At 41.6% G+C, this 23,971-nt stretch carries 17 protein-coding genes; 5 read left to right on the forward strand and 12 right to left on the reverse strand.

Going from position 1 to position 23,971, the window contains the following annotated elements:
• The first annotated feature begins 62 nt into the window (after nucleotides 1–62).
• The gene (locus Q4533_RS11025; protein ID WP_102439638.1) at nucleotides 63–3,293 is read left to right on the forward strand and encodes a DEAD/DEAH box helicase; all 3,231 of its coding nucleotides are present in this window, start codon (nucleotides 63–65) and stop codon (nucleotides 3,291–3,293) included.
• Nucleotides 3,294–3,343: 50 nt separating this feature from the next.
• Here Q4533_RS11025 and Q4533_RS11030 read toward each other — a convergent pair whose 3' ends face one another.
• The 6 genes from Q4533_RS11030 to Q4533_RS11055 form a co-directional block, all read right to left on the reverse strand.
• Complete coding sequence (locus tag Q4533_RS11030) at nucleotides 3,344–4,561, reverse strand: CDP-glycerol glycerophosphotransferase family protein (protein WP_303502733.1); 1,218 nt, start codon at nucleotides 4,559–4,561, stop codon at nucleotides 3,344–3,346.
• 63 nt (nucleotides 4,562–4,624) lie between these two features.
• Nucleotides 4,625–5,029 (reverse strand): glycerol-3-phosphate cytidylyltransferase, encoded by a 405-nt coding sequence (gene tagD / locus Q4533_RS11035; RefSeq protein WP_102439637.1) that lies wholly within the window; start codon nucleotides 5,027–5,029, stop codon nucleotides 4,625–4,627.
• Nucleotides 5,030–5,083: 54 nt separating this feature from the next.
• Nucleotides 5,084–6,478 (reverse strand): sugar phosphate nucleotidyltransferase, encoded by a 1,395-nt coding sequence (locus Q4533_RS11040; protein WP_303502734.1) that lies wholly within the window; start codon nucleotides 6,476–6,478, stop codon nucleotides 5,084–5,086.
• Between the two features lie 8 nt (nucleotides 6,479–6,486).
• On the reverse strand, nucleotides 6,487–8,415 hold the full coding sequence (locus Q4533_RS11045) for a WecB/TagA/CpsF family glycosyltransferase (protein WP_303502735.1): 1,929 nt from the start codon (nucleotides 8,413–8,415) through the stop codon (nucleotides 6,487–6,489).
• A 219-nt stretch (nucleotides 8,416–8,634) separates the two neighbouring features.
• Entirely contained in the window at nucleotides 8,635–9,693 is a 1,059-nt protein-coding gene (locus Q4533_RS11050; RefSeq protein ID WP_303502736.1) for a glycosyltransferase family 2 protein, read from the reverse strand.
• Nucleotides 9,694–9,703: 10 nt separating this feature from the next.
• Nucleotides 9,704–11,029, reverse strand: coding sequence for an oligosaccharide flippase family protein (locus Q4533_RS11055; RefSeq protein ID WP_303502737.1), 1,326 nt, complete (start codon nucleotides 11,027–11,029; stop codon nucleotides 9,704–9,706).
• 377 nt (nucleotides 11,030–11,406) lie between these two features.
• On the opposite strand from Q4533_RS11055, the gene Q4533_RS11060 reads away from it, so the two are divergent.
• Together Q4533_RS11060 and Q4533_RS11065 are read left to right on the forward strand one after the other, a co-directional pair.
• Nucleotides 11,407–11,784 carry a hypothetical protein gene (locus Q4533_RS11060; protein ID WP_303502738.1) on the forward strand — a complete coding sequence of 126 codons (378 nt, stop codon included), beginning with the start codon at nucleotides 11,407–11,409 and terminating at the stop codon, nucleotides 11,782–11,784.
• A 471-nt stretch (nucleotides 11,785–12,255) separates the two neighbouring features.
• On the forward strand, nucleotides 12,256–12,912 hold the full coding sequence (locus Q4533_RS11065) for an NAD(P)H-dependent oxidoreductase (RefSeq protein ID WP_102439631.1): 657 nt from the start codon (nucleotides 12,256–12,258) through the stop codon (nucleotides 12,910–12,912).
• Between the two features lie 65 nt (nucleotides 12,913–12,977).
• On the opposite strand, the gene Q4533_RS11070 is transcribed toward Q4533_RS11065, so the two are convergent.
• Genes Q4533_RS11070 through Q4533_RS11085 form a run of 4 tightly spaced genes read right to left on the reverse strand, consistent with a single transcriptional unit; the run spans nucleotide 12,978 to nucleotide 17,438 of the window.
• On the reverse strand, nucleotides 12,978–14,258 hold the full coding sequence (locus tag Q4533_RS11070; RefSeq protein WP_102519059.1) for a capsular biosynthesis protein: 1,281 nt from the start codon (nucleotides 14,256–14,258) through the stop codon (nucleotides 12,978–12,980).
• Complete coding sequence (locus Q4533_RS11075; protein WP_241904064.1) at nucleotides 14,213–15,784, reverse strand: exopolysaccharide biosynthesis protein; 1,572 nt, start codon at nucleotides 15,782–15,784, stop codon at nucleotides 14,213–14,215. The genes Q4533_RS11070 and Q4533_RS11075 overlap by 46 nt, the downstream gene beginning before the upstream one ends.
• Before the next feature lie 10 nt (nucleotides 15,785–15,794).
• Nucleotides 15,795–17,003 carry a polysaccharide biosynthesis/export family protein gene (locus Q4533_RS11080; RefSeq protein WP_102439629.1) on the reverse strand — a complete coding sequence of 403 codons (1,209 nt, stop codon included), beginning with the start codon at nucleotides 17,001–17,003 and terminating at the stop codon, nucleotides 15,795–15,797.
• A 39-nt stretch (nucleotides 17,004–17,042) separates the two neighbouring features.
• Nucleotides 17,043–17,438 (reverse strand): STAS domain-containing protein, encoded by a 396-nt coding sequence (locus Q4533_RS11085; protein WP_076542877.1) that lies wholly within the window; start codon nucleotides 17,436–17,438, stop codon nucleotides 17,043–17,045.
• A 551-nt stretch (nucleotides 17,439–17,989) separates the two neighbouring features.
• On the opposite strand from Q4533_RS11085, the gene Q4533_RS11090 reads away from it, so the two are divergent.
• Nucleotides 17,990–18,328, forward strand: a complete 339-nt coding sequence (locus tag Q4533_RS11090; RefSeq protein ID WP_102439628.1) for a cytosolic protein — start codon at nucleotides 17,990–17,992, stop codon at nucleotides 18,326–18,328.
• Between the two features lie 126 nt (nucleotides 18,329–18,454).
• Here the strand turns inward: Q4533_RS11090 and Q4533_RS11095 are convergent, their stop codons facing one another.
• Together Q4533_RS11095 and Q4533_RS11100 are read right to left on the reverse strand one after the other, a co-directional pair.
• Nucleotides 18,455–18,847, reverse strand: coding sequence for an ATP-binding protein (locus Q4533_RS11095; RefSeq protein ID WP_102439627.1), 393 nt, complete (start codon nucleotides 18,845–18,847; stop codon nucleotides 18,455–18,457).
• Nucleotides 18,848–18,990: 143 nt separating this feature from the next.
• Nucleotides 18,991–20,175 carry a SpoIIE family protein phosphatase gene (locus Q4533_RS11100; RefSeq protein ID WP_102439626.1) on the reverse strand — a complete coding sequence of 395 codons (1,185 nt, stop codon included), beginning with the start codon at nucleotides 20,173–20,175 and terminating at the stop codon, nucleotides 18,991–18,993.
• A gap of 253 nt (nucleotides 20,176–20,428) precedes the next feature.
• Here Q4533_RS11100 and Q4533_RS11105 point away from each other — a divergent pair, with 253 nt between their 5' ends.
• On the forward strand, nucleotides 20,429–23,953 hold the full coding sequence (locus Q4533_RS11105; protein ID WP_303502739.1) for a PAS domain S-box protein: 3,525 nt from the start codon (nucleotides 20,429–20,431) through the stop codon (nucleotides 23,951–23,953).
• The last annotated feature ends 18 nt before the right edge of the window (nucleotides 23,954–23,971 follow it).

Consider the following 23,971-nt stretch of genomic DNA (forward strand, 5'->3'; position numbering starts at 1 on the left):
AATGGATGGTTACGCTCGTTGTTGTGTAGCCATCTTTTGCTACTGCTCGTATGGAATAATGCATGTCTGCCAAATTGTTTAATCTTCCAATAAAAATTACCTTAGAACTTGTTGCTAAGCTATTTTCATCTACTCAACTGCAAAAGGCGCAGAATTATTTGATTGAAGGGCGGGTACTCGACGTTCACGCCAGTCAAGATAACCACAATGTTGAATCCTATGTGGTAGGAACCGCCACCGAGCCTTATCGTCAAGACATCAGCTTGGTCAATGTCAATCATAAAATCGTGATGAAATCTCATTGTACTTGCCCTGTTGCTAGCAATTGTAAGCACGTTGCCGCAGCGTTACTGGCGTTAGTGGATAAAAAGCCAGTTGAAGAGCAGCGTCTTAGCCAATGGATTTTACAATTAGATAAGCAAGATACCCTCACACAGACCGAAGATGATGAAGATAAAGAACGGATAATCTTTGTGTTATCAAGCGATCATCATGGTATTTTTGTTGAGTTTAAACGCAGTAAATTAAACAAAAAACTGCAGTACAACAAAGGCAGTAAAGTTGCGTTAAATGATGTGAAGTATCATCTGCCATGGTGGATTAACGCTGAAGATAGCCAAATCATCAGCTTATTATTATCGTCTTCAAAAAGTGCCTCAAAAATCTATCTTGAAGGTGAAATTTGCGCACTGGCATTAAATAAGATGATCCAACTTGGCAGTTGCTTTTGGGAAGAAAGCCGCACCCCAATTCAGATGACCCGCGCATTAACCCCAGACTTTATTTGGCAAGAAACTGATACCCGTCATACGCAAATCAGTATGACCATGCCTGAGCTTGAAAACTGGGAGTTTATTGCCACCAATCCACCGATGTTTATGGATTTAGACTATCTAAAGATTGGTCATTTGGATACTGACTTAAGCGTTGAAAAATTAAAGCTATTGCAACAAATGCCGCCAGTGCCATTAGATAAAGTCGACGATATCAGCGATAAAATGTTGCGTCACTTTTCCCCTAAAAGTGTCCCTGTACCCAGTGAAATTGAATTTTATGAAATTGAGCAGCCATTAGTCGCAAAGCTGACTTTTACCATGGTGCAATTAAGCGACAGCGCAGTTATGCAGCCGGTATTACAGCTGCAGTTTGGCTATGGCGATATGCTGTTGTCAGGCAAATTAGCTCGCGAAAAAATCACCTTGATTAAGCAAGGTAAAGTCCAGTATCAAATTCATCGTGATCCTGAGCAAGAAGCGCAAGTGGTGCAGATACTACAAAGCTTGCAATTGCAACTTATTGATAACAGCCTGCTGACTTATAATCATGCCAGTAGCTTTTACAGTTTAGGCTTAATGCCTGATATGGTGAATGAGTGGGCCCAGCTCACCACCTTTGGGGTGATGACCTTAGAAGACTTAGGCTATAACGTAGAGTTTGCCCCAGAGTTTGACCTTAATATTGTTGAAGCCGACATTGAAGTTGACCTTGACGATGATGAAGACAGCGGCTGGTTCTCACTGTCACTTAATGCTGATATTGATGGCCAAAGTGTACCTTTATTAAGTTTAGTTGCCCGTTGGCTGCAGCAAAATGGCGAGCCAGATGACGAGCAGGAGCTCATTCTGCCAGGGCCTAATGGCCGCTTTGTGAAGATTAAAGCCAAAACCATTAAACCGCTTATTTCGGTTATCCAAGAGTTATTCCAGCGTGGTGGTGGCGACCAACTAGAAGTCCCTCGCAATCGGGCTGACTTATTGAATGAGTTATCAGAAAGCGATATTCGGTTACTTAATGGTGAGCGCGTTAGACAGTTAGCCAATAAACTTACCGAGTTTAAAGGCATAGAGTCAGCGCCGCTGCCAGAAGGGCTTAATGCCACCTTACGTGACTATCAAAAGCAAGGTTATGACTGGCTGTGTTTCTTAAAAGAATACCAATTAGGCGGTATTCTTGCAGATGATATGGGGCTAGGTAAAACCCTGCAAACGCTCGCTTTTTTACTTAAAGCGAAACAATCAAAGCAACAAAGCAGCGCAGTTAATCCACGGGCATTTAGACCTAGCTTAATTGTTTGTCCCACCAGTTTAGTGGGCAACTGGTTTAAAGAAGCACAAAAGTTTACCCCAAGTTTAAAAGTGCTGGTGGTACACGGCAGTAAACGTCAGGCATTACTTGAGCAGATTGCAGATTACGATGTGATTGTGACCACTTATCCTTTGATCTTGCGTGATGAATTGTTCTATAGCGAATACAGCTTTGAGCATATTATTTTAGATGAAGCACAGCAGATTAAAAATGCCCAAGCAAAAGTCACTCAAGCGCTTAAAACCTTCAAAGGCCAATTTAGATTATGCTTATCAGGTACGCCACTTGAAAACCATTTAGGCGAGTTAAAATCACTAATGGATTTTTGTTTACCGGGATTATTAGGTCAGCATAATTACTTTAATAAAGAATTTAGAGGCCCGATTGAAAAGCAAGCTGATACTGAAAAATCGGCGATATTGCTCAATCGTATTGCGCCGTTTTTACTGCGCCGCACCAAAAGCGAAGTAATGTCGGAGCTACCAGAAAAAACCATAATCATTCAAACCTTAGAGTTAGAAAAAGATCAGCGTAATTTATATGAAAGTATCCGTTTAGTGATGGAGAAAAAATTACGTGAATTGTTTGCTAAACAAGGTGTATCAAGCAGTCACATTGAGTTTTTAGATGCATTGCTTAAACTACGCCAAGCCTGTTGTGATCCACGCTTAGTGAAGCTAGAGCAAGCGCAGTACGTCAAAGATAACGCCAAACTCACTTGGTTGACTGAAAATGTACCCGAGATGGTTGAAGAGGGCCGTAAAATCCTTATTTTCAGCCAGTTTACCGGTATGTTGGCGCTAATTGAGCAAGAGTTGATTGATTTAGGCATAAGCTATAGCAAGCTTACAGGGCAGACCCGTAACCGTCAGGTTGAAATTGACGCCTTCCAAGAAGGTGAAATTCCGGTGTTTTTGATTAGCCTAAAAGCGGGCGGCACAGGGCTTAATTTAACCGCCGCCGATACCGTGATCCATTTTGACCCATGGTGGAACCCGGCTGCCGAAAAGCAAGCCACAGATAGGGCGCACCGTATCGGTCAGCTCAACCCTGTATTTGTGTATAAACTGATTGCCCAAGGGACGGTAGAAGAAAAAATTCAAGAGATGCAGCAGCACAAACAAAGCCTAGCTGATAGCATTCTTGCAGGCAGCGCTAAAAGCCAGTGGACAGGTAATGCAGATGATTTACTGTCACTGCTTCGCTAGTCGCTAGTCGCTAGTCGCTAGTCGCTTGTTAGTAAGTCATTGATGGGGTTTTATTTAGCCTTAACAAATTCATCCAAACAATCAAACACATTGATATGTTGATATTGCCAATAGAGCTGAGATAACTCAGCTCTATTTTTTTTATGCTCAGCTTGCTGACTAGCATCGTTTTTATCCAACGACGTAGCAAGGTAAGCCATAAGTTGGCTAAATTCAGTTATCACCCTACCCGCAGCAGGAATAGACGCTGCATAGTTATAGCATTGGCGGCTGTCAGTACTATATTGCTGCTGATCAAATTGATAAAACACAATATCCGCTTGGCTTTGCAGCATATCGATATACAAAGACGAATAATCGGTAATTAATAGATCAACCTCATTAATAATTTCATAGGTATCTTGCCAATCACTGATATTAATAATGTTAGGGTAATTGGATATATCATTGCCAAGTTGGGCTTCATTAGGGTGAAGCCGTAATAAAAATAGCTGCTTATTAGCAACTAAATAAGCCGATAACAACTCAAAATCAAATGCTTGCAAATAAGGATTCGATTGTTTTTCAGCAAGGGCAGAGGCGTCACGCCATGACGGGGCATAAAGAATAATACTGTCAGCGTGATTAATTTGCTTAAGTTCATCAGCTAAGGAATTTGATTCGGGGTAGTGGCTGTAATAATCAGTGCGCGGATTACCGCAATTGAGCATTTGGTTAAGGTTGATGTTAAAGGCGCTGGCAAAAAGGTTGGCCACTAAATCACTGGGGGCAATCATATGATCAGGCTTTACTTTTTGCTGGTGGTATAAACTTGCAGAGTTAAGCTTTTCGCTCAGGCTTTTAGGGTGATAAATCGTTAATAAGGGGCCGTTGTTAATATCATACTCAATACGTTTTAGCGGCGAGCCATGCCATAAATTAACCTTGGTGGCACCTTTAGCAAAATACTGATTAATATCACCAATATAACTAGTATAGAAATAAAACTCAGCGGTTAACGCATGATAAATCCCTTTGGCGCTCCAGCGGTGATACGCCTCATAGCCTTGTTGGTTTAATGCGCTGATAACATCGCCATCGCCACTTATCCAAATCGCGCGGATTGTTTTTGTGCGCTGCCAATGTAAAAACAGGTATTTGCTATTATCGGCAAATTTATTTTTATAACACCCCATCACTGCTTTGCGCGTTCTTGGCGTTAAGCCAGATAAAAAATATACGCTTTGAGTCATGACATATTTGATGCTATTGGCAATAAATTGGCTCATGCAATGTCTCCTTGACTGTAAATTCCTTTAAATACAAAGTTTAGCACTAAACTGCTAATAAGCTTAGGCCGCATTAACAGATTTAACCGCGAGGTTATTTTTAATCTCAGTGGTTGAAATATCGTCGGTACGGGTGAGGTACATGACTTCGCACTGGCTTTTTAAGAAATCAAATTCACCTTGCCAATCATCGCCGATGGCAAAAATATCAACATCAAAACGGCTAACATCAGCTGATTTTTGCTGCCAGTTATGCTCAGGAATGACCTTTGATACATATTTACAAGCCGCCACAATTTCTACCCGTTGCTGGTAGCTAAAGAAAGCTGCCTTGCCTTTTAGGGCATTAAATTCATCGGTAGAAACCCCAACAATCAGTTGATCGCACATTTTGCTTAGGCGCTGAAATAATCTCACATGGCCAAAGTGGAATAAATCAAATGTACCGTATGTAATGATGGTTTTCATAATGAATATCCTTTTTAATCAGTAATTAGCTGCAATCTCTAATTTAAAATCAATTTAGCTTTTAATGATGATGTCAGCTTGTTTGCTGTGAAACTTTTGCTGCAATATGTTTGCTAGGTAAAGTGGCTTTTGCGCTTGGGCAAATTCCATTTCAACCATTTGTATTTCTTCATCAGGGGTGTGCTGGTCAAAGTTCAATTGCACCGGACCATAGACGCCATAAGTGGTGTTGCTGTCATGCAAATGCTTATGTTTACTGGATGCGCCAAATAGGGCTAAATCGCCTTTGGCTGCTAACCAAAGTTGTGGCAGTAGTGAAAAAAACTTGTTGTTAAAATTAAACTTGTGCGCTTTAACGGCTTTATTGTGGTTGTTAATCACGGTTTCAGTCAGCAGTGGTTTATTGGGCTTGATGATCAATGCGCCCACAAATAAGGTCAGTAATAGTGGTGACAGTAAGATATAAAACATCATCATTAGTCCACGCTGCATTAGCGTGTGGTAATTACTGGCGCTTTGGGTCGATGTGGCGATTAAACTTTGATCTTCAATTTTGCTCCAACTGCTGGTTTGTGGGTCTATCATCAAGTCTTGGGAAATGATTTTATTGTTAACCGATAATTGCGGCCCAACATAGGTATTAGGCAAAATAATACTGTTTTGGATCTGGCTATCTTCAATAAAGCAGTATTTTCCCACCACCACCGCATCAGTTAATTGAGCTTTATGAGACACTTTGGTGTATTCACCAATTGCGCCATACACCTCGGCGCTATCTAATTGCGGCAGCTCGCATTGGGCTTCAACCATAAGGCTTTGGTTGCTTGAGCCTGTTTGGTGTTTGCGACCTTTACTGCTAAATATTTTGCTACAAATCACAAATTCAGTGGCTGCCACATAGCCTGATAAGCTGTCTAAATAAAAGCACTGACCATGAAGCACTTGGGCGATACTATCATCATGATCTACCGCTGTGGTTTGCAGTGGCCAGTTAAGCAATTGATTGTGTTTCCAGCCAGCGGGTAGCATCATCATTCCAGGGTTACGCTGCTCCATTGTTGCGTGAACAAATTTGGTGGGTACCATGCTGGAAAATGCCACAAAACGCTCTAGGCAAGGGCTTCTTAATATATCGCCTCGAACCACTAATGCCTGGGCGGTGTTATCGATATGCATTCTGGCAAGCACGCTATTAACTGCTTCTTGTGGCTTACTTAAAAAATACTCAATATTCAAACCCCATTGCTGGCCATTACCAATTTGGGCTTCCAGTTGTTCTGCATCAGCGCAAATCACCATTTTGACTTGGCTTATGCCTGCATCCGCTAAATCTTCTAGGGTGTACTCCACTAGAGGCTTGTTTGCTAGCGGTAATAGCGCTGGGCAATATTGCTGGTTTAGCGGCGCTAATTCATTTCCATTGCGGTTGGCAAATACGATAGCTTGCATAAGGTCTCCTAGTAGGCGCCACGCGCCAAAAGTACAGCTGGAATAGTTTTTAATAACAGTGTGATATCTTCTTTAAGCGATTGTTTGTAGATGTAATCAATGTCCAGTTCTACTTGCTTATCAAAAGGAATATCTGAGCGTCCGCTAACTTGCCAAATGCAGGTGATGCCAGGTTTTACCCCTAATCTGCGACGGTCGCTTAACTGATATTGGCTTACTTCATTAGGTAGTGCAGGTCTTGGGCCAACTAGTGACATATCACCAATTAACACGTTCCAAAGTTGTGGTAACTCATCGATTGAAGCTTTGCGGATAAGTTTTCCTATGGTGGTAATACGCGGATCTTGCTTCATTTTGAAAATGACGCCACCTTGCATTTCATTGTTTTGTTTGATTTTTTCTAACCTTTGCTCGGCATCAATATACATTGAGCGAAACTTCCACATGGTGAATGCTTGGTTATTTTTGCCACTGCGTGTTTGTGAAAAAAAGATCGCCCCTTTCGACTCAATTCGGATACTTAATGCGGTTAACGCAAATATTGGCGCTAATAAAATTAGCAAAATGCTAGCAGCAACAATATCGAATGTGCGTTTTGCAAATTGGCCACATTTGATTTTAAAGAAGTACCAATGACGGTTGTGATTTGAAATAGCTGATAGCGGCTGAGCCTTAGCTTGGCTGGTGGCTGAGGCCAAATTTAGCTGTTGTTTTTGCTTTAACACTCGCGCTAAAAATAGCGGGTTACCCACCACGTAGCGTTTCCACATGCGTTGTGGCTCTTGTGCTAAGCGCCATATCCATTCCATTCCTACTTGTCTGACAGCAATAGGTGCACGAGAAACATTATTGGCGAAGTAATCAAACAGTCCACCAACCCCAACGGCTGCGCCCACCTTTAATTGATATTTATGTTGCTCAATCCAATGTTCTTGCTTTGACGCCCCCATGCCGACGAGTAGTAGCTGCGCCCCTGATTGATTGATTTGCTCAATCACCTCTTGTTGGTTGCTTTCATTTAAATAACCATGATGACAGCCCACTATCTGTAAATCAGGGTACTGCTGTTTAAGGTTGGTTGCCGCCTCTTCAGTGGTGCCAGCAGTTGCCCCCAGGAAAAACAGTTTTATCCCTTGCTCACTGGCGCGTTGACACAGTAACGGCAGCATATCAGTACCATTCACATTGTCTTTAAGGCCGATACCGTGTAGCTGGCAAGCAATACGAATACCGCTACCATCAGCAAAAACTTGCTGGCATTGATTGAGAATATTTTTATAAGAGCTGTCTGTTGAGGCAATGTTCAAGCAGTCTGCATTTACAAAGGCAAAATGTTGGGTTTCATCGCCCACAGAGTGCTGCGCTGCTTTAACCAGTTTTTCAACACTGTCAGCCATTTTATTATTATCAATATTGACCCCAAGTAAGTTGAATTGCTCAGGGTAATTCAGCTCAGTAGAGACAACAATTAAACGGCAAATTAGGCACTTACTTAGGTTAATTAGGTAATGAAATAAGCTGCTAAATTCAGGGGCTGCATTATTGATATGTTCAATCCCCATATTGCGCTGCATTTTTTCAATGGAAAAAACACCAGGGCGGCTATTGGTTGAACTTGGCTCAAACACGCAATACTCAAAGGCACTGCCTAAAAAACCAATATCGCCTTTAATGATCCCCAATAAAAACGGCAGTCTTGAAAAGCGCCCTTGGCTAAATTGATACAGCGCAACTTGGCGATCGTTTACATGAATGTAGATAGCATTAAAAATAGCTTGCTTTGAGCAGGCAAGTATTAAGGTTTTAAACACCATTATTGGTAGCATTAAAACCAGTAATATTATCGCCATAAAGCAATCAAAAGCGCGGACTGACAATAAGGTTGAGTCTGATGCCTGCGACTGGGTTTGAGTGTTTACTGATTGATGAGCGTCCATACCGTACCTCATAAAATGCAATGATTAATCGTTCGATACCTTGTTAAAGCACGAACTATTCCATATTTGTTAAGTATCTAATTAATAGTGTGTTATTGTGTTTTTAACTGTTTTTTTTCGGTGGTTTTTTAGCAAGGGGCTTGCAATAAAAAGCTGACTTTGCAGAATGCGAATCGCACTGCAAAGCCAGAACAGGGAAGATGAGATAAGAGCTGCGGGTTACAATTTACTTTGTTGCATAAATTCACTTGAAACGCCGTCACGTGAAATACGTAGTTTTTGTAAAATGCCGATAAATTTTTGCCCAACAGCTTCGATAGCGATATAACCCCAAGCAGGTATTATCCACTGCGCATATGCGGCAATCATGGTGGTGACGGTTTTAAAGGTTTCACTTCTTATAATGCTAGGTGATGCTTTCATCGCGCGGTTAAACAGCTTTACAGCAGCGCCGCCATCACCGATTCGAATAGCTTGTCTTGATAAGTACCGTAATTGGAACCCGCGAGCAGACTCTTCATGTTGCTTTAATAATTTAGGAGCAAAACCACGGGCTTTTTCAATCATTTTCTCCCATGAGGCATATTGCTTCTCAAGGTTTGCTGATAAGCCACCATGATTAAGGCGGTAGTAAGTTAATGGCTCTGGTAGCCCTTCAATTTCCCAAGAGGTGGTTGCAGCAATACGTAACCAACATTCAATATCTTCTGATTGGCGGAAGTTCTCATCAAAGTAGCAGCTGTGGCGATTTTTACTGCTTGCTGGCTGAAAGCGTATGTCGTTTAAGGTGCTGCGGCGAATAACCGGCGCTGAGCCATTTCCTACAGGGTTACGGCATAATAAATGGGCAGCATCAATGTCAAAAAGTTTTGGCATTTGATAAAAATCGATAAACTTACCTTGATAATCAATAAAGCTTGAGCGTGAAAAACTTAATCCAACGTTGGGGTTCTTATCTAAATGCACCACATGGCGCTGTAGTTTTTCAGGGTGCCATAAATCATCAGAATCAATAAAGGCCACAAACTCACCTAATGAATGACGGATGCCGGTATTTCTTGCCGCTGCTAAACCTTTGTTGGTTTGATGACGGATGATATGTACTCTTGGATCGCCGATAAATTGTTTACATATTTGCATGCTATTATCATCACCGCGATCATCAACAATCAATAGCTCGAAGTTGTCATAGGTTTGCTTTAATACTGATTCAATAGCCGATTTAACAAACTGTTCAACGTTATAAACTGGCATTACTACTGAGATTCTAGGAGACATAATGTTTTCCTTAACTGTTTGTAACAGTTGGTTGATTAAATGAGATACGGCTGCTGTACCAGCAAAGCCAAGGCATAATAATTAAGTAAGTCACCATCACACTCAGTGCGACTGTGCTTAAGCTGAACTGACTTGCAACACTGATCACCAGGGTTAACAAAGCGGTGATAGCTAAATTGAGTTTGAAATTTAAACGGCTATGGCCGTGGGCAAGTAATAACTGACTGGCGGCTTCTGCCATTGGGCGAACAAGGCCGCTTAAACATAAGAAGATGAACACTGAAATGGCATCGGTTGTTAACCATTGCTCACCGTATACAAATGGCACGTAAAGGGGCGCAAGTGTTGTTTGTAAGATGATGATAGGGGCGGTAATCGCGCTAATGGCCATCACACTGTGACGAAACTTCTGCTTAGCAACTTGTTGGCTATTTGCTACATTGCTCGCGATTTTATCGTCGCTACAAAGGTGCGAGTAAAACGCGGTACCAAAGCTTTGAACTAGCCCTAAACTGATCCCCAAGCTGACGTTGTAAGCAAAGAAGTAAACCCCCAGAGCCTCAACCCCCATGAAGTAACCAATGACCAGATAATCAATGCTTTGTCTTAGGGTGTTAATCAAATCGCTTGAGCTCACCGGAATGCTAAAGCTAAGGATTGATTTAACATTTTTAACGGATGCTTTTTGGGTAAAAGTCGGTAACGGATTGCCATTTTTATGCAGGTAAATCCAGACCAATACCATCACCACTTTAGGGATAATAATGGCCCACAAGCCAAAGCCGCTCAGTGCAAGTATTGCAGTTAAGATGCCATCGCCCACGGTTTGCCAAAGGTTGGCGCTAGCCACTTTACGCATATTGTTGTTACGTAAGTTCACCGTGGCGTACAACATGCCAAATGGCAGTAATAAATAACTACTGGCAACAAACAAGATAGGCAGAACAAGTTGGCTGTCTTGGTAGTAATAAGCCAGTGGTAAGCTGATTAAACTCATTAGTGTAAAGGCAATAAGGCAGGCGCCGAAGTTAATCACATTGGCGCTGGCTAAGTTGTCTTTAAACTCGGTATCATTCATGCGAATAAGTGCTGCTGAAGTAATGCGGCGAGTTGGAGTACAAATTAATTCAAATAGGGTTAAGGTAATGGCCACTTGACCGAAGATTTCTGGTGTCAGTAATCTCGCGGTTATCACGCTAGCTGCTAATCTCACAATGCGGCCACTAAACTGAGCACTCGCCAACCACATTAGGTTTTTACCCAATGTACGAATGCCTTGATTCAGCATTTGATTGACGGTCGTTTTAGGACCTAGTGAGTTAGTGGTTGTTTGCATTATTTGTACCCTTGATCTTGTTAGCTAATTTGATCTTGTTTGCAAATTCAAATTAGGACTAGATGACTGCATACAAGGGGAGTTACACTTATCGTGCCAACTTTTATATGCATGTTTTAATTGGGTTTTATTATTTTACGGGGTAAGTGCTGCTGAGGTGTTTTAGCAAATTGAGATAGGGCCGTTGCAGTTTGCAATACTTTAACTGAGAGCATCAAAGCGCTTTTCATTGGTTTGCTTTGATGTATGGCGTTAACCCGTTTAGGATTGATTTAGCTATTCACTTTAGCTATTTACTTTAGCTATTCACTCTAGCTAATAGTGGTGCCAGCGTGTATTGGCAAGTGAGTGAAAGGCAAAACTAACAGGATGGACAAATGAACAAATCGACCTCTTTATTGATGAGCATGGGTTTGCTGCCAGCGAGCTTAACCTTGTTAGCTGGATTAACTTTATCAGGCTGTAGCCAAGATGTGCCAAAGCAGCAAACTGAGCAATCGACTATGCAATCAAGTGCGCAATCAAGTGCGCAATCAACTGCAGCAGTTGAAAGTAGCTTGTGTACTCAAGCTTGGTTTAAGCAAGTAGATCAACAACTGATTTCAGGCGATGGTCAAGGTCATGGGCCTGACTTAGGCTCAGATGAATGGCAGTCGGTGATTGAATTTAAGTTAGGTGTAAGGGGCGACACTGATGTGCCAAATCGACACTCTATGGCTTGGTGCGCGTATGTGCAGCAGAAGTTATCTCAGTAACCAGCTGCCATTATCTATGTGAGTGTTATCCATTTTTATCAGCTCTTATCAAGGGCTGACTTCTGCGTCACTTTAGCGGTTAGCGCTTAAAGAGGGGTGATAGCTGTGCATGCTATGGGGTTTAATCATCTATTACCAAAAAATTGTTGATAATGTAACAACTATTAGCCCCTTTAAGCATAGGGACCTAGCGACTATTATCAACGTTCTTATGTCGTTAGGAAGTTATTTTAATTCTGTTTGCTATGGCGGGGTTAAATAAGCTTATAACCATATAAAGTGCTTAATTAATAATAGTTTTTTACATAAAAAGTTAAAAGTAACTTATTAAATAAGCATTTGTTTTGAGTTTATTTAGCTTAGCTAAGCAAAGTAATGATTTTATTGAATACTTTATAACTTATGGCATTCGGCAGTTGCATATCCCGTGGATGAAAGCCGGGAATATTAATGAAAGTGGAGACAGTAAATATGACACATCCAATTATTGAAGACTTAAACAATCGCTATACAGCAAAGCGTTATGATCCTTCAAAGCGTGTTTCAAAAGAAGATTTAGCGGTGATCTGTGAGGCGATGCGACTTTCAGCATCTTCAATTAATTCACAGCCTTGGAAGTTTATTGTGCTTGAAAGTGATGCAGCAAAACAAAGAATGCACGACACTTTCGCCAATAAATATCAGTTCAATCAGCCCCATGCTAAAGCCTGTTCTCATATTATTTTATTTGCCCATAACCCTCACTATACCCGTGACGATTATGCCAAAGTGGTTGATAAGGGCATTGAAGATGGTCGCACAAAACCTGAAAATCGCGAGCAAGCTTTTGGTGGTTACTCTTTTGCTGAATTAAATACCGATGCACAGGGCAATAACGAGGCGTGGACACGCTCTCAAGCTTATCTTGCACTGGGTAACACCTTGCATACTTTAGCCCGTTTAGGTATCGACTCGACCACAATGGAAGGGGTTGATAGTAAACTTATCGGTGATATTTTTGCCGAAGAATTAGATGGTTATGAATGCTATGTTGGTTTAGCTATCGGTTACCATCATAGTGATGAAGATTACAATGCCAGCTTACCTAAGTCGCGTCTTGCATTTGATCAAGTGATAAAAATTATTTAATGGCGTAAGCCATAGCCGCTGTGATGACAGTGTTTTGTTACCACTTAGGTAACAAAACACAATGATTAGTCCTTCAAGGCAGCGGCTTTTTTGAGTACGGCTTCTGGCTCTTCAGCTCGCAGCGTCATACCTAATACAATTAATCCCGGCCAAAATAAATAGGCTAGAATTTCTAAATTCTCGCCGAAGGTATATAAACTTAACATCAGTAAAATTGCCATGCCGACTCTGGCCATAGGCTGACTAAATAATCGGATCAATAATATCAAGAAGGTGACTAACATCGGAATTGCTAACGCTACAGCGCCGACAACGCCTTTAACAAACAATAATCCATACCAAGTATGATGCGAGCCTATGGGCATGTATTCCACCATGTGCGGCCCTCGCTCAACGATACCATGGCCAAAGATCACCGCTTCATTCATCCACCTTTCAACGGCAATATCAGCCAAAGCTTGACGAACGCGAGTTGAATCGGCGCGGGCAGCTTTTATGGCGGCAATACTGATTTGTATTTTGTTGATAGTGGCTTCACCGACAACCCCAATAAGTAACATTAACGGGCTAAGTAAAAAGTACAGTAAAGGTGAGCGCACAAGTTTAAATAGGGTGAAAAAGCCGATTAAGGCGAAATAACACACCAAGCCAAGACGGGATTGCGACATTAATACCATCAGTAAGCTGCCTGCAATGCCCCACTTTTTCCAACGTGAATCCTTTTCTTGTACGGCAAAAATAAAATATAAGTTACCTAGCATGCCTAATGCCGGTGCCCATGGGGTAAACAGACGCCAGCGGGGAACGCCGCTGCCAGGGTCGATTTCATATAAACTGACGCTGAAAAACTCAGGCCCTGGGCCACCAATAATGCTCAGTGGCGACACATATAAGGTGCTGGGCAAGCCAACTTTCCAAGCAATTAAAAACAGCGGGAACAGCAAAATAGTATGTTTGCAGACTCTGCAGCAGGCGCGATAAATAATTTCAGGCCGAATAGATAAGCAGCCAATAAGCGGAAATATTGCCAGTAAGGCCCAGCCTTTGGCCCAGCCAATAGATGATTTAATTAATTTGCCAATACCTAAGCCAAAATCGAGGTGGCCGACCACTAAGGCAATAAGCATGAACAACATGCCAAACACCCAAACATAATGGCTGATGCTAATTCTATATGTTTGCTGACCTGAAATTTTTTTATAAAGTAAGCGTGCAAATAGCACCCATGCAATCACAGGTGCAATGACATATAAAGCACCAAACAGCCAAAATAAATAACTATAAACAATGCTGTTGTATATTATTTTTTCGTCAACATTTTGCGCAACAATGGTTTGCGGATCCATAAAATGCTCAACCCTAGCAGTAACATGAAAGAAGCGCTTAACCCACCAAAGATAATTAGTATGCTGGCTAATTTATTGGGAGAATGAGCTAAACTCGGCGGCGAAAATAATTGCAACATGGGGTAAGCCGAGTAGATATCTGATTTACCCACATCCAATTTTGCCATCGCAGAGGTTAATACCGTAGTGGCTAACTGGTGTTCACGTTGTAAATCTGCAAGCTTGGCGGCATCATCGTTACTGTGCTGCAAGCGTAGCTCCCACTGATCAATTTGCGCGATCAGTGAATCTACTTCTGATTGCGTCGCTTGTCGTTTTGAGGCTATGGTAATGAACTCTTGCATCATCACTGCGCGGCCATCAACATCATCCACCGTTAGCATCATTAAAATTTTCTCATCTTGAAATCCAATAATGGTATTAAAGCGCTGCTTCATACTATCGAAGATACTGTCTAACTCTGCTTTTAGGGTGACTAATGTCGGGTGACGACGACCCAAGCGCCCAGCATTTTCAATGTAAGTGGTATTGGCGGTGTTGTGTTTTTCAAGTAACTGCTGAAACAGCTTATCATTGTTGAGTTTGAGTAAAATCGCAGCTTGTGAGTCATTAATGCCAAGGTGTTTTTCATAGAGTTCATAGCTGGCATTTAAACCTTGCAGTGACGCTGAAAGGGTCACTTTACTATGGCGTAAGCGCTCAATGGTGATGGCTAACTCTTTAAACTGATCAAGGGTTATTAGGCCTCGCTCAGATTGAAAATCCAGTAATTGCTTTTGTGTTTGCTTTACTCGGGCGTTATAGCTTTTCAGGCTACGTTGAATACCTCGCTCGCGCAGGCTATTTTCATCAAAACGCAGATCATCAAGAATGTCTTGTAAAGAACGATACATAGCCCAGCCACGTTTTTGAGCTTGCTCTGGCGATGCGCCATTAATACTAAACTCCATTAAGCCCGTTTGACTGGGGAGTTTAAGTTTGGGTTTTGGTATTTCATTGCTAGGCACTTTTAAATAAAACGCAGCGGTTTGCATCAGCAAGCTGCTCATGGAAATCGCTTTAAAATTCTCTCTTGGATCAATGGCCGAGCTCATATAAGGCGAGCTATTGGAGCTACTTGCTTGACCAAGGCTGTCAAGGCTTAGGGAAGACCCCGCTGCGACCCCAGGTAATATGACCACCCATTTACTTTCGTATTTGGTGGGGGTTAGCGCGATAAAAACAGCCACCAACAGCCAGACAATGAGCAGTGATATCAAGGCTGTTTTGATGTACAGGCGTTTACGGGCTTTAGGGGTTAAGTGGCTGCCTTCTAATGTGGCGCGTTTAATCCAATATAAATAGGCAAGTTCTGAAAAGCTGGCGTAATCTTGCTCTGTTTCGATGTCAGTGTTTTGTGCGCTTTGGGTTTCATTTTCAAGCTTAACGTCAGTATCAGCACTGGAGCTTGTGTGCGCCCCTGCCCCAGAGTCTGCTTGTTTCTGGCTCTGTTCGCCTTTGCCGCTTTTGCAGTTTCCTTGGCTCATTATTGTCTCCTTACAACCATCCGATAAGGGTTGTTGGCACGACCAATTCAGTTACTGTTCTGGCTATTTCACGGATATTAGTTACGCGAGAGTCATAACAGGCAAGTCCATCACCGGGGAGTAATACTGGGTTTGATTCATTATTCCAGGCCGTTTGAATTAAGCCATCAATTGAGCGTTCGACAATATCTATTTGATTAGATAATGGATTTTTAGTCACTAGGATAACGTAACGACTGGCATTGGTGGTTTGGGCACCACCGACACAGTTGGCCGCAATGGCGCCATTTAGCAAGCGGGTGCCGTAAGGAAAGCGTGTTGCTTCACGGTCTACTGCTGACTGACTATTTGAACTTGCAGGTTGCGTTAAGTTTGACATAAATACCCTGATCCCTGGTGTTGTCAACTGAGAAGGTCTGGCTAATTGATCATTAAATGAATGCGTCGAAGGAACATGTACATGATCGCCAGCCATTAAAGTCATGTTTGGTACTTTCTCTCCCGTTAGCATACCACGTAAATCCATATTGAAAACCTGACCATTACGGATGACCTTAATTGCTGAAATATCAGCATCTGGGCGCACCCCACCAGAAGACTTCACCGCGGCGGCTACATTACGCTGAATGGCTTGGTCACCAGCAAAGTTACTGCCATCATCTTTAAGTTCAATGGGGAGTTTTTTGTTGATCATGTGCTGACCTGGCTCAAATACTGCGCCAGAGGTGGTGATTTCAATAGGTGCCCAGCTAATAGGTAATATACTGATACGCACCGCATGGGCCAACATCAGATTTTCATCGATTAATATGTTTCTGATTTGATTGTTTAATTGATTAAGAGTCAGTCCTGTAACTGAAATTGGCGGTAAATAAGGCAGATAGATATTGCCGTCGGCATCTACTTCCACATCTTTACTAAATTCATCACCATTGAGTATTTTTACCGAAATTTTATCCCCTACAGATAATGACAACGCTTGCTGGGTATCAACCACCATCGACTTATTACCGAAAATTGGCGCAGTAGGGAAAGTCGTATGGTTTGAGGTCACAGCGCTGACCTTTCTGTTATAAGGCGTTTTTTGGCCAAAGTAATGGCAGCTAGTGAGTTGCTGCTCTAAATCACAAACATCTTGCTCAGCTGGTTGCATAGGGGTCACGCAAGCGGTTAAGCCTGCGATAATAGCGATAGAAAGTAGTGATTTGAATATGTTCATTTCTGTTCCCCTTTACGTCCGTGATTTAGTGGTTCCTGCTTAGCTTGCTAACTCTGAGATGATTTGTTCATCAAAGTCAGAGGGTTCAACAATGCTGCTATGACGCAAAAAATCTAACGCTAACGCCTCAGTTTCAAAAATCTCAAAAATATGGTGTAGGCGCGTTAATTCAATTAATGAACGTACCGCAGGACTAGGTGACAGTAATACGATGTTGCCTTGATAATTAAGCGCTTGATTACGGGCGGAGATAAGCACAGATAAGCCACTTGAATCGATGTACTCTAAATGCTGCATGTCGATAACTAAGCGGGTATGGCCTCTATCAATATAATCAACCAGTGCCGCTCGGTAAGTTGGGGTATGAGCCATAAACATTCTGATAGGTAATGTTACTACACTTGCATGTTGGGCTACTTTGATTTCAAATTTCATAACCTGCTCCTAAACATCTATTGATGCGCTAACTTTGATTAACTAAATTGTGATGAGATAAATGACGTCTAAAATTGAATGGGTGGATTAATCATTTATCCTCTGCTTAATCTATAGTTAGCAGGATGCGTGCCAATTATTTAGTTGTTATTAATCAGTGGTTTGAGGTTTTGTTTTGCTGTCGTCTGGCTGTGTGTTGCTTATTGCTAAGCTTTAATTGCGGTTTAAAACTATGTCGTTGCAGAATGCAAAAGCACTGATTACAAATTCACGACCTAGTATTTGCAATTCGCAGTATTGATTTAGTTTATATTGCAGGGAAGGGTCAGCCTAAGTACAGATAATATGAATTTTCGATAAAACGGCTTTGGTTTGATATAGATTGTTTGATATGGATTGTTTGATATAGAGTGTTTGCTAACTTGTATTTGGGCAAAGACGTATTTCAAGTTGGTTTATGAATGTCTGGACATAACTTTAGCAACTAAATATCTACTAGGTTCTTTCCTAGTAGTGATAAAATATCCGCATTAGAATAACCGAGAAAATCTATGTTTATCCATCATGTTAACGGCATCGACTGGCTGGTGATTACAGCTTTTGAAGAACTTAAAACTTTATTTATTGAAGAAGCTGGTGCGATCCCCTTTTGCTTCTCAACCGCCAGCGAATTGAACCTGATTGATCAAGCCAAGCGCACTTATGGATATTTGCCTGCACTCAGCGGCGTAATCACAGATACTGGCACTTTTCAACGTCAGGATAACGAAGAAGATTTGAACCCACAACTTGCCTGCATAGTTGAGGGGCGTGGTCGGGTATTTATCTATCACGGCGGCTTTGTGGCTTTTGTGGATGACGAGCAAACCTTTATTACCCGAATGGACTGAACATTATTCAGTAAGTTGAAATCGGCGAATTGGCATCCTTAGCCATGCAAAGCTGGATTAACTATGTTGTTATCGCTAATGCTTATAAAAGTTGTGTCGCTATTGGTTTACATTCAGCCCAAAGCATTAGCCCAAGTTTATACTTAATCTCAAGTGAGTGCCTAATACCGTTGCCTGTTGCTGCACCTGATCCATCCATTGATGCATTATCCATAAGCCGCGGCCGTTGGCTTTGTGTTTGTTAGGACAAGTGCTAGGGGGGGCTAGTGGGGTAAAGTTTGAGTTATCTAATATATCAATAATCAACTTGTTATCGTTTTTCTGTAATAACAGCTTAATATCTTCAGCGTCATCAGCGCTGTGCTGTTGCACATTATTGGTGGCTTCGAGTGCACAACTGATGAGTTTGAAGCGTTGTAATGGCTCAACCTTATTGCTGATCAAAAACTGTTCTAGTTCGTCATAAACTTGATCTGCTGTCATTGAATTGATGCTTATGTTCAATTGAGTGTTATTCATATTAACTCCTTAAGCTGTGGGTCACTGTGGGTTAATTCAAAAATATAAGCTGTTAATTTAAGTGCTTATCTTCGTTCTAAATCTAACTCTATAATCAGCAATAATTGGCATACAGTTATCATCACAATGATTGCTATAACTTTTTAATCGGGTGCGGTAAATAGTAGCAGTGACATATCATCTTGGGGTTGCGACTGCTGCCAAAGGTTGAGTAAGTAACTTAAGTGACTCAATAAATTCGCCGCTGGCATGGCTTTAGCTGATAAGCAGCGCTGTTTTAAGCGCTCTAAGCCAAACATGCCAAACTTTGGATGATTAACTTCATACACGCCATCTGAAAACAGCAGTAGTTGCTCACCCGGGTAAAGTTGGTATTGACCACTTTGGTATTGGCAGTGTTTATCAATACCAATTGGCATACCTGTGGGCACATCGATGCTTTGCACATCGAGTTTAGAAATGATTAATGGTAATGGGTGACCTGCATTACACAGTTGTAATTCATGGGTGTTTATATTGATTTTACCTATCATTACAGTGGCAAACTGGCCCAAATTACCAGGATCATCAAAGAGATTGTTTAAGGCATTCATGACCTTTTCTGGCGATTGCTGCCAGTTCATCCTTTGGGGTGATAAGCCTTGGGCGAGGGTAAAACTGAGCATAGCAGCACTGGCACCGTGACCCGATACATCGATAACATAGAAGCCTATCCACTGTTCATCAATTTCAAAGCATTGCAAAATATCGCCTGCAAGTTCCTCTGCGGGTTCAAAATAATGTCGGATAGTCCAATTATTGAAGGCTAAATTATTTTTTGGCAGTAAGGATTGCTGCAAAATCGCAGCTTGGGTCAGTTCAGACTGTTTTTGAGAAAGTAAACTTTGCAGCTGTTGCTTACTTTCAAGTACCGACTTTTTTGCTTGAATGAGCCTTACTGCAGCTTGAATTTTGACTTTTAATACTGAGGCCAAAAAAGGTTTGGTAATGTAATCATCAGCACCTGAGTCCATAGCATAAATCATGTCTTGAGTTTGATCGTTACCGGTTAAAAGCAAGAAGTAACCGGGATCTGTTTTGGTCTTTAGTCTTTTACACAGCTCAACACCGTTCATCCTAGGCATGCGCCAGTCGCTGACAATTAAGTCAAACTGCTGGGTACGGCACTTCTCCAGTGCCGTTAAGCCATCTTCACATTGCACCATCTCAAACTGTACATTTTCCGGCTGAAAACTTTGAATTAAACTGGCAATGTAATAGCGTTCACTGAATGTGTCTTCCACTAACAGGATGGAGATAGTCGACGTTGACGCATTAGCATTTTGCATGGCGATTCTCTATTAAGTTTGTTTAATAACTTATTAAAGCAAAAGCTGTTCCATAATTTTTAAATGATAAAATCAGGTGGTTAAGCAGCTTTCTAGTAAGAATTACTATTTGCATTTTCAGATTGGGAATAATTTTTTGCAAAATGCGAACAGGTAATTCATAGTGAGTAATAATGTAGTAAACATTTGCTTTGGAATAGATTTTTGACAGGGTTAAACAGCGCTGTTTGCAAAATGCATCAGGAGAAGGAATTTGTCATTTAGATTAAAAGCGATAATTGCCATTGGATTAATGCAAGTCGTACTATTACTGATGCTAATTGTTAATAGTTTAGCTGTTATCAAAGAGACCAATCAGCAAGAAGCAAGGCAGCAAGCTCAACTTGCAGCGCAGCTGGTGGCTAATAGTATTAACCCTGATAAGGCCCGCGAGTCCATCTTACTGCTTAAACAATCTTTAGAAGCCCACCACATTAGCCATATTGATTCAATCGAAGTATCCAAAGCAGATAAGCTATTGTATTCGGCTCAGCGTAATGGCCAAGGCATGTTTGAGATCATTAAAGCTGTGACCCCAAAAGAGCATACGGTTGAGGTGGTGGCAGTATCTAATAATGGCACTGGCATTCAAATAAGCGTACTTGTTAATACCGATGAATTTGATAATAGCGTTGAAGCAGTGGCGTTGAAATATAGCGCATTAATGATTTTAGTGATCATTTTGATTTCATTTTTATCTTGGTATCAGGGCCTTAAGCTCATCAGACATATTTTTAATATTCAGCATGCCTCAAAGCGGGTGCTTGAAGGGGAATCAGGGGTGCAAGTGGTTGAGCCCGGCACCCAAGATATCACCGATACGACTAACGCCTTTAATGCCATGCTTAAAAACTTGGATGAAAAACGCAGTGATTTACAAGGTGCCAATGTTCGCTTAAATACCATATTAGATTCAGCGGCTGATGGCTTTGTCATTATTGATGTTAACGGCGTGATTAATGAAGTGAATAATGCCGTCAGTAAGTTATTTGGCTATGAAAAAGCACAGCTTATTGATGAAAATGTGTCTATTTTAATGCCGATGGCAGATCGCTTTATGCATGATGGCTATATCAAGCATTATCTTACAACGGGTGATGCAAAAATTATTGGTAACAGTCGTGAGTTAAAAGCGCAGCATAAAGATGGCAGCTTATTTCCTATCGAGCTAACCATTTCAAAAATGCAAATTGATGGTGAGATTCTATTTTTAGGCTTTATCAAAGATTTAACCGAACTTAAAAAAGAGCAACAAACCGCTGCCAGAACTCAATCTATTTTGGTGGCAACCATTGAAGCCACCCATGATGCGTTAATCTCTATTGATATTAGCGGCAGAGTGGTTGAGTTTAATGCTGCGGCGGTCAAACTGTTTGGCTATGAGCGCGAAGAGGCATTAGGTGAAAGGCTGGAAGATTTAATTATTCCCGCAGGTTTCCATAGTGCCCATAAAAATGGCATGGAGCATCACCGCCGCACTGGTGAAGGGCCTGTGCTGAATAATCGCATCGAAGTTCCTGCCCATAATAAAGCTGGCGAGGAGTTTCCGGTTGAATTGCGGGTGATCCCCATTCAATTAGGTGATGAAATGTTCTTCACCGCTTTTTTACGCAATATTTCAGAGCAAAAATCCAGAGAAGAAGAATTAAGATTAGCCAAAGAGCAAGCAGAGGCGGGCAGTGAAGCTAAGTCACGATTTTTAGCCACTATGAGCCATGAAATTCGCTCACCACTGAATGCCGTACTTGGCAGTGTTGATTTGCTTTTAGACTCTCAACTTGAAAAGGGCCAGCGCATGTATGCTCGCGCGGCTAAAGAAGCGGGCTCAGTCTTGTTAAGTACCATTAATGATATTTTGGACTTCTCGAAGATTGAAGCTGGGCAAATGCAACTGGAAGCTAAAGAGTTTCAACCTGATAAGTTAGTCGCGCAAGTGTTACAGATTTTGTCCCATAAAGCCCATGATAAAGGAGTGCATCTTGGCAGTGTTATTGACCGAGATGTACCTCAAATTTTAATCGGAGATGCGCAGCGTATTAGGCAAGTGCTGCAAAACCTGGTGGATAATGCGATTAAGTTTTCAACCGATGGGTGTATTGCTGTTGAGATTGAGATTATCAACCGCGATAACGGCAAGGTGCAACTGAGCTGTAAGGTAAAAGATCAAGGCATTGGGATCAGTGAAATATCACAACAGAAGTTATTTAGAGAGTTTTCTCAGGTTCATGACACGCATACCACCAGTTATGCAGGTACAGGCTTAGGCTTAGCCATATGTTCTGAACTGGCTAAAATGATGGGGGGCAACCTCAGCGTTCAAAGCCAACTAGGCCAAGGAAGTGAGTTTACATTAACTGTGGTACTTGATGAACCTGCTGAAATAACAACTGTTGATATTGCTTTATCAACAGCGCCTCGGGTGTTAGTGATTCACCCCGATATGACCCTTTGTGAGTTAATTGAAAAGCAATACCGCCAATATGGCGTCGAGACATGCTTTGCGCATCAGCTCAGCGAGCTTGATAGTCAATCAAGCAACAACGGCCAATTTGATGTCATCATGCTCGATGAAAGCTGTATTTTAGACTGTGAACATCAAAGCGTAGAGGGCTTATCAAATCGCTATTTGACTAAGACAGGCTATATCACGGCTTTGTTATCTGGGGTGAATACACAAGTGCAGGCGCGCAGTACTGACTTAGGCATAGTCGAGTCTGTCAGCAAGCCATTAAGCCGAGAGATATTACTAAGCTTAATCAGTAATGCCAGTAATGCCAGTAATGTAGAAAAGAGTGATAAGCAGATCATTGAAAGTAAATTAACCCTGCCTGATGGCTGTAAATTATTACTCGCAGAAGATAGCCCAGTAAACCAAATGGTCGCAGGTACGATATTGACCAATAGCGGCGCAGTCATGACCTATGCTAATAACGGTGTAGAAGCGGTAGAGATAGGGTTAAAGCAAGAGTTTGATTTAATTTTGATGGATATTCGTATGCCTGAAATGGATGGCCTTGAAGCGTGCCGTAAAATTTTAGCCAGTAAGCCTGATCAAATTATCTTGGCCATGTCAGCCAACGTATTCAGTGAAGAGGTTGCAGCATGTAAAGACGCCGGCATGCTTGGGTTTATTGGTAAGCCGGTTAAAAAGCAGGATTTGATCTCTGGGATAAATTACTGGTTAACTCAGGTGAAGGGCAATGCTAATGACGCGATGGAAATAACTCATGAGGTTAGTGACGAGGTTAGTGATATTGCTGCAGAGAAAGAAACTCACATTAAGCCAACAGCTGAGGTAAATGAAATCCTATTAGCTGACACCTCAAATGGCTTAATAGCTGAAACCACACATGAAACTATAACTGAAACCATAAATGAAACAATAGCTGATGATGTGTTGTTGGATCAGCAGGTGTTTGATGAGTTACTAAAAGCGGTAGGTGAAGCAAGCTTAGTTAAAATGATGAAGGTATTTCATAATGAAACTAAGATGCGTATCGATATTTTAAAAACCATCACTGCCAATGGAAGCCGAGCAGAGATTGAAGATCAAGTTCATACCATTAAAAGTAGTGCAGGCAGTTTTGGGGCGCAAAAGTTATCTGAAGTAGCCATTTTACTTGAGGCCGCAGCCAGAACCGAAGATGAACCTTTAGCCGCATTATTTGAGCAGATATTTGTGGTTGCTGAGCAAAGCTTGACGTTAATTGAGCAACGATTTGATATCGGTCATAAATAATTAAATAAGGAAGTTACC

Origin of the sequence: Shewanella sp. 6_MG-2023, from assembly GCF_030547195.1 — a bacterium.
Taxonomy (GTDB): Bacteria; Pseudomonadota; Gammaproteobacteria; order Enterobacterales; family Shewanellaceae; genus Shewanella.

Coding starts and splice junctions, on each gene's coding strand:
- Q4533_RS11085 (WP_076542877.1), bottom strand. CDS start 17,438: ATGAAATTTGAAATCAAAGTAGCCCAACATGCAAGTGTAGTAACATTA.
- Q4533_RS11055 (WP_303502737.1), bottom strand. CDS start 11,029: ATGCAAACAACCACTAACTCACTAGGTCCTAAAACGACCGTCAATCAA.
- Q4533_RS11050 (WP_303502736.1), bottom strand. CDS start 9,693: ATGTCTCCTAGAATCTCAGTAGTAATGCCAGTTTATAACGTTGAACAG.
- Q4533_RS11045 (WP_303502735.1), bottom strand. CDS start 8,415: ATGGACGCTCATCAATCAGTAAACACTCAAACCCAGTCGCAGGCATCA.
- Q4533_RS11100 (WP_102439626.1), bottom strand. CDS start 20,175: ATGCAAAATGCTAATGCGTCAACGTCGACTATCTCCATCCTGTTAGTG.
- Q4533_RS11040 (WP_303502734.1), bottom strand. CDS start 6,478: ATGCAAGCTATCGTATTTGCCAACCGCAATGGAAATGAATTAGCGCCG.
- Q4533_RS11025 (WP_102439638.1), top strand. CDS start 63: ATGTCTGCCAAATTGTTTAATCTTCCAATAAAAATTACCTTAGAACTT.
- Q4533_RS11080 (WP_102439629.1), bottom strand. CDS start 17,003: ATGAACATATTCAAATCACTACTTTCTATCGCTATTATCGCAGGCTTA.
- Q4533_RS11070 (WP_102519059.1), bottom strand. CDS start 14,258: ATGGATCCGCAAACCATTGTTGCGCAAAATGTTGACGAAAAAATAATA.
- tagD (WP_102439637.1), bottom strand. CDS start 5,029: ATGAAAACCATCATTACATACGGTACATTTGATTTATTCCACTTTGGC.
- Q4533_RS11090 (WP_102439628.1), top strand. CDS start 17,990: ATGTTTATCCATCATGTTAACGGCATCGACTGGCTGGTGATTACAGCT.
- Q4533_RS11065 (WP_102439631.1), top strand. CDS start 12,256: ATGACACATCCAATTATTGAAGACTTAAACAATCGCTATACAGCAAAG.
- Q4533_RS11095 (WP_102439627.1), bottom strand. CDS start 18,847: ATGAATAACACTCAATTGAACATAAGCATCAATTCAATGACAGCAGAT.
- Q4533_RS11060 (WP_303502738.1), top strand. CDS start 11,407: ATGAACAAATCGACCTCTTTATTGATGAGCATGGGTTTGCTGCCAGCG.
- Q4533_RS11075 (WP_241904064.1), bottom strand. CDS start 15,784: ATGAGCCAAGGAAACTGCAAAAGCGGCAAAGGCGAACAGAGCCAGAAA.
- Q4533_RS11030 (WP_303502733.1), bottom strand. CDS start 4,561: ATGAGCCAATTTATTGCCAATAGCATCAAATATGTCATGACTCAAAGC.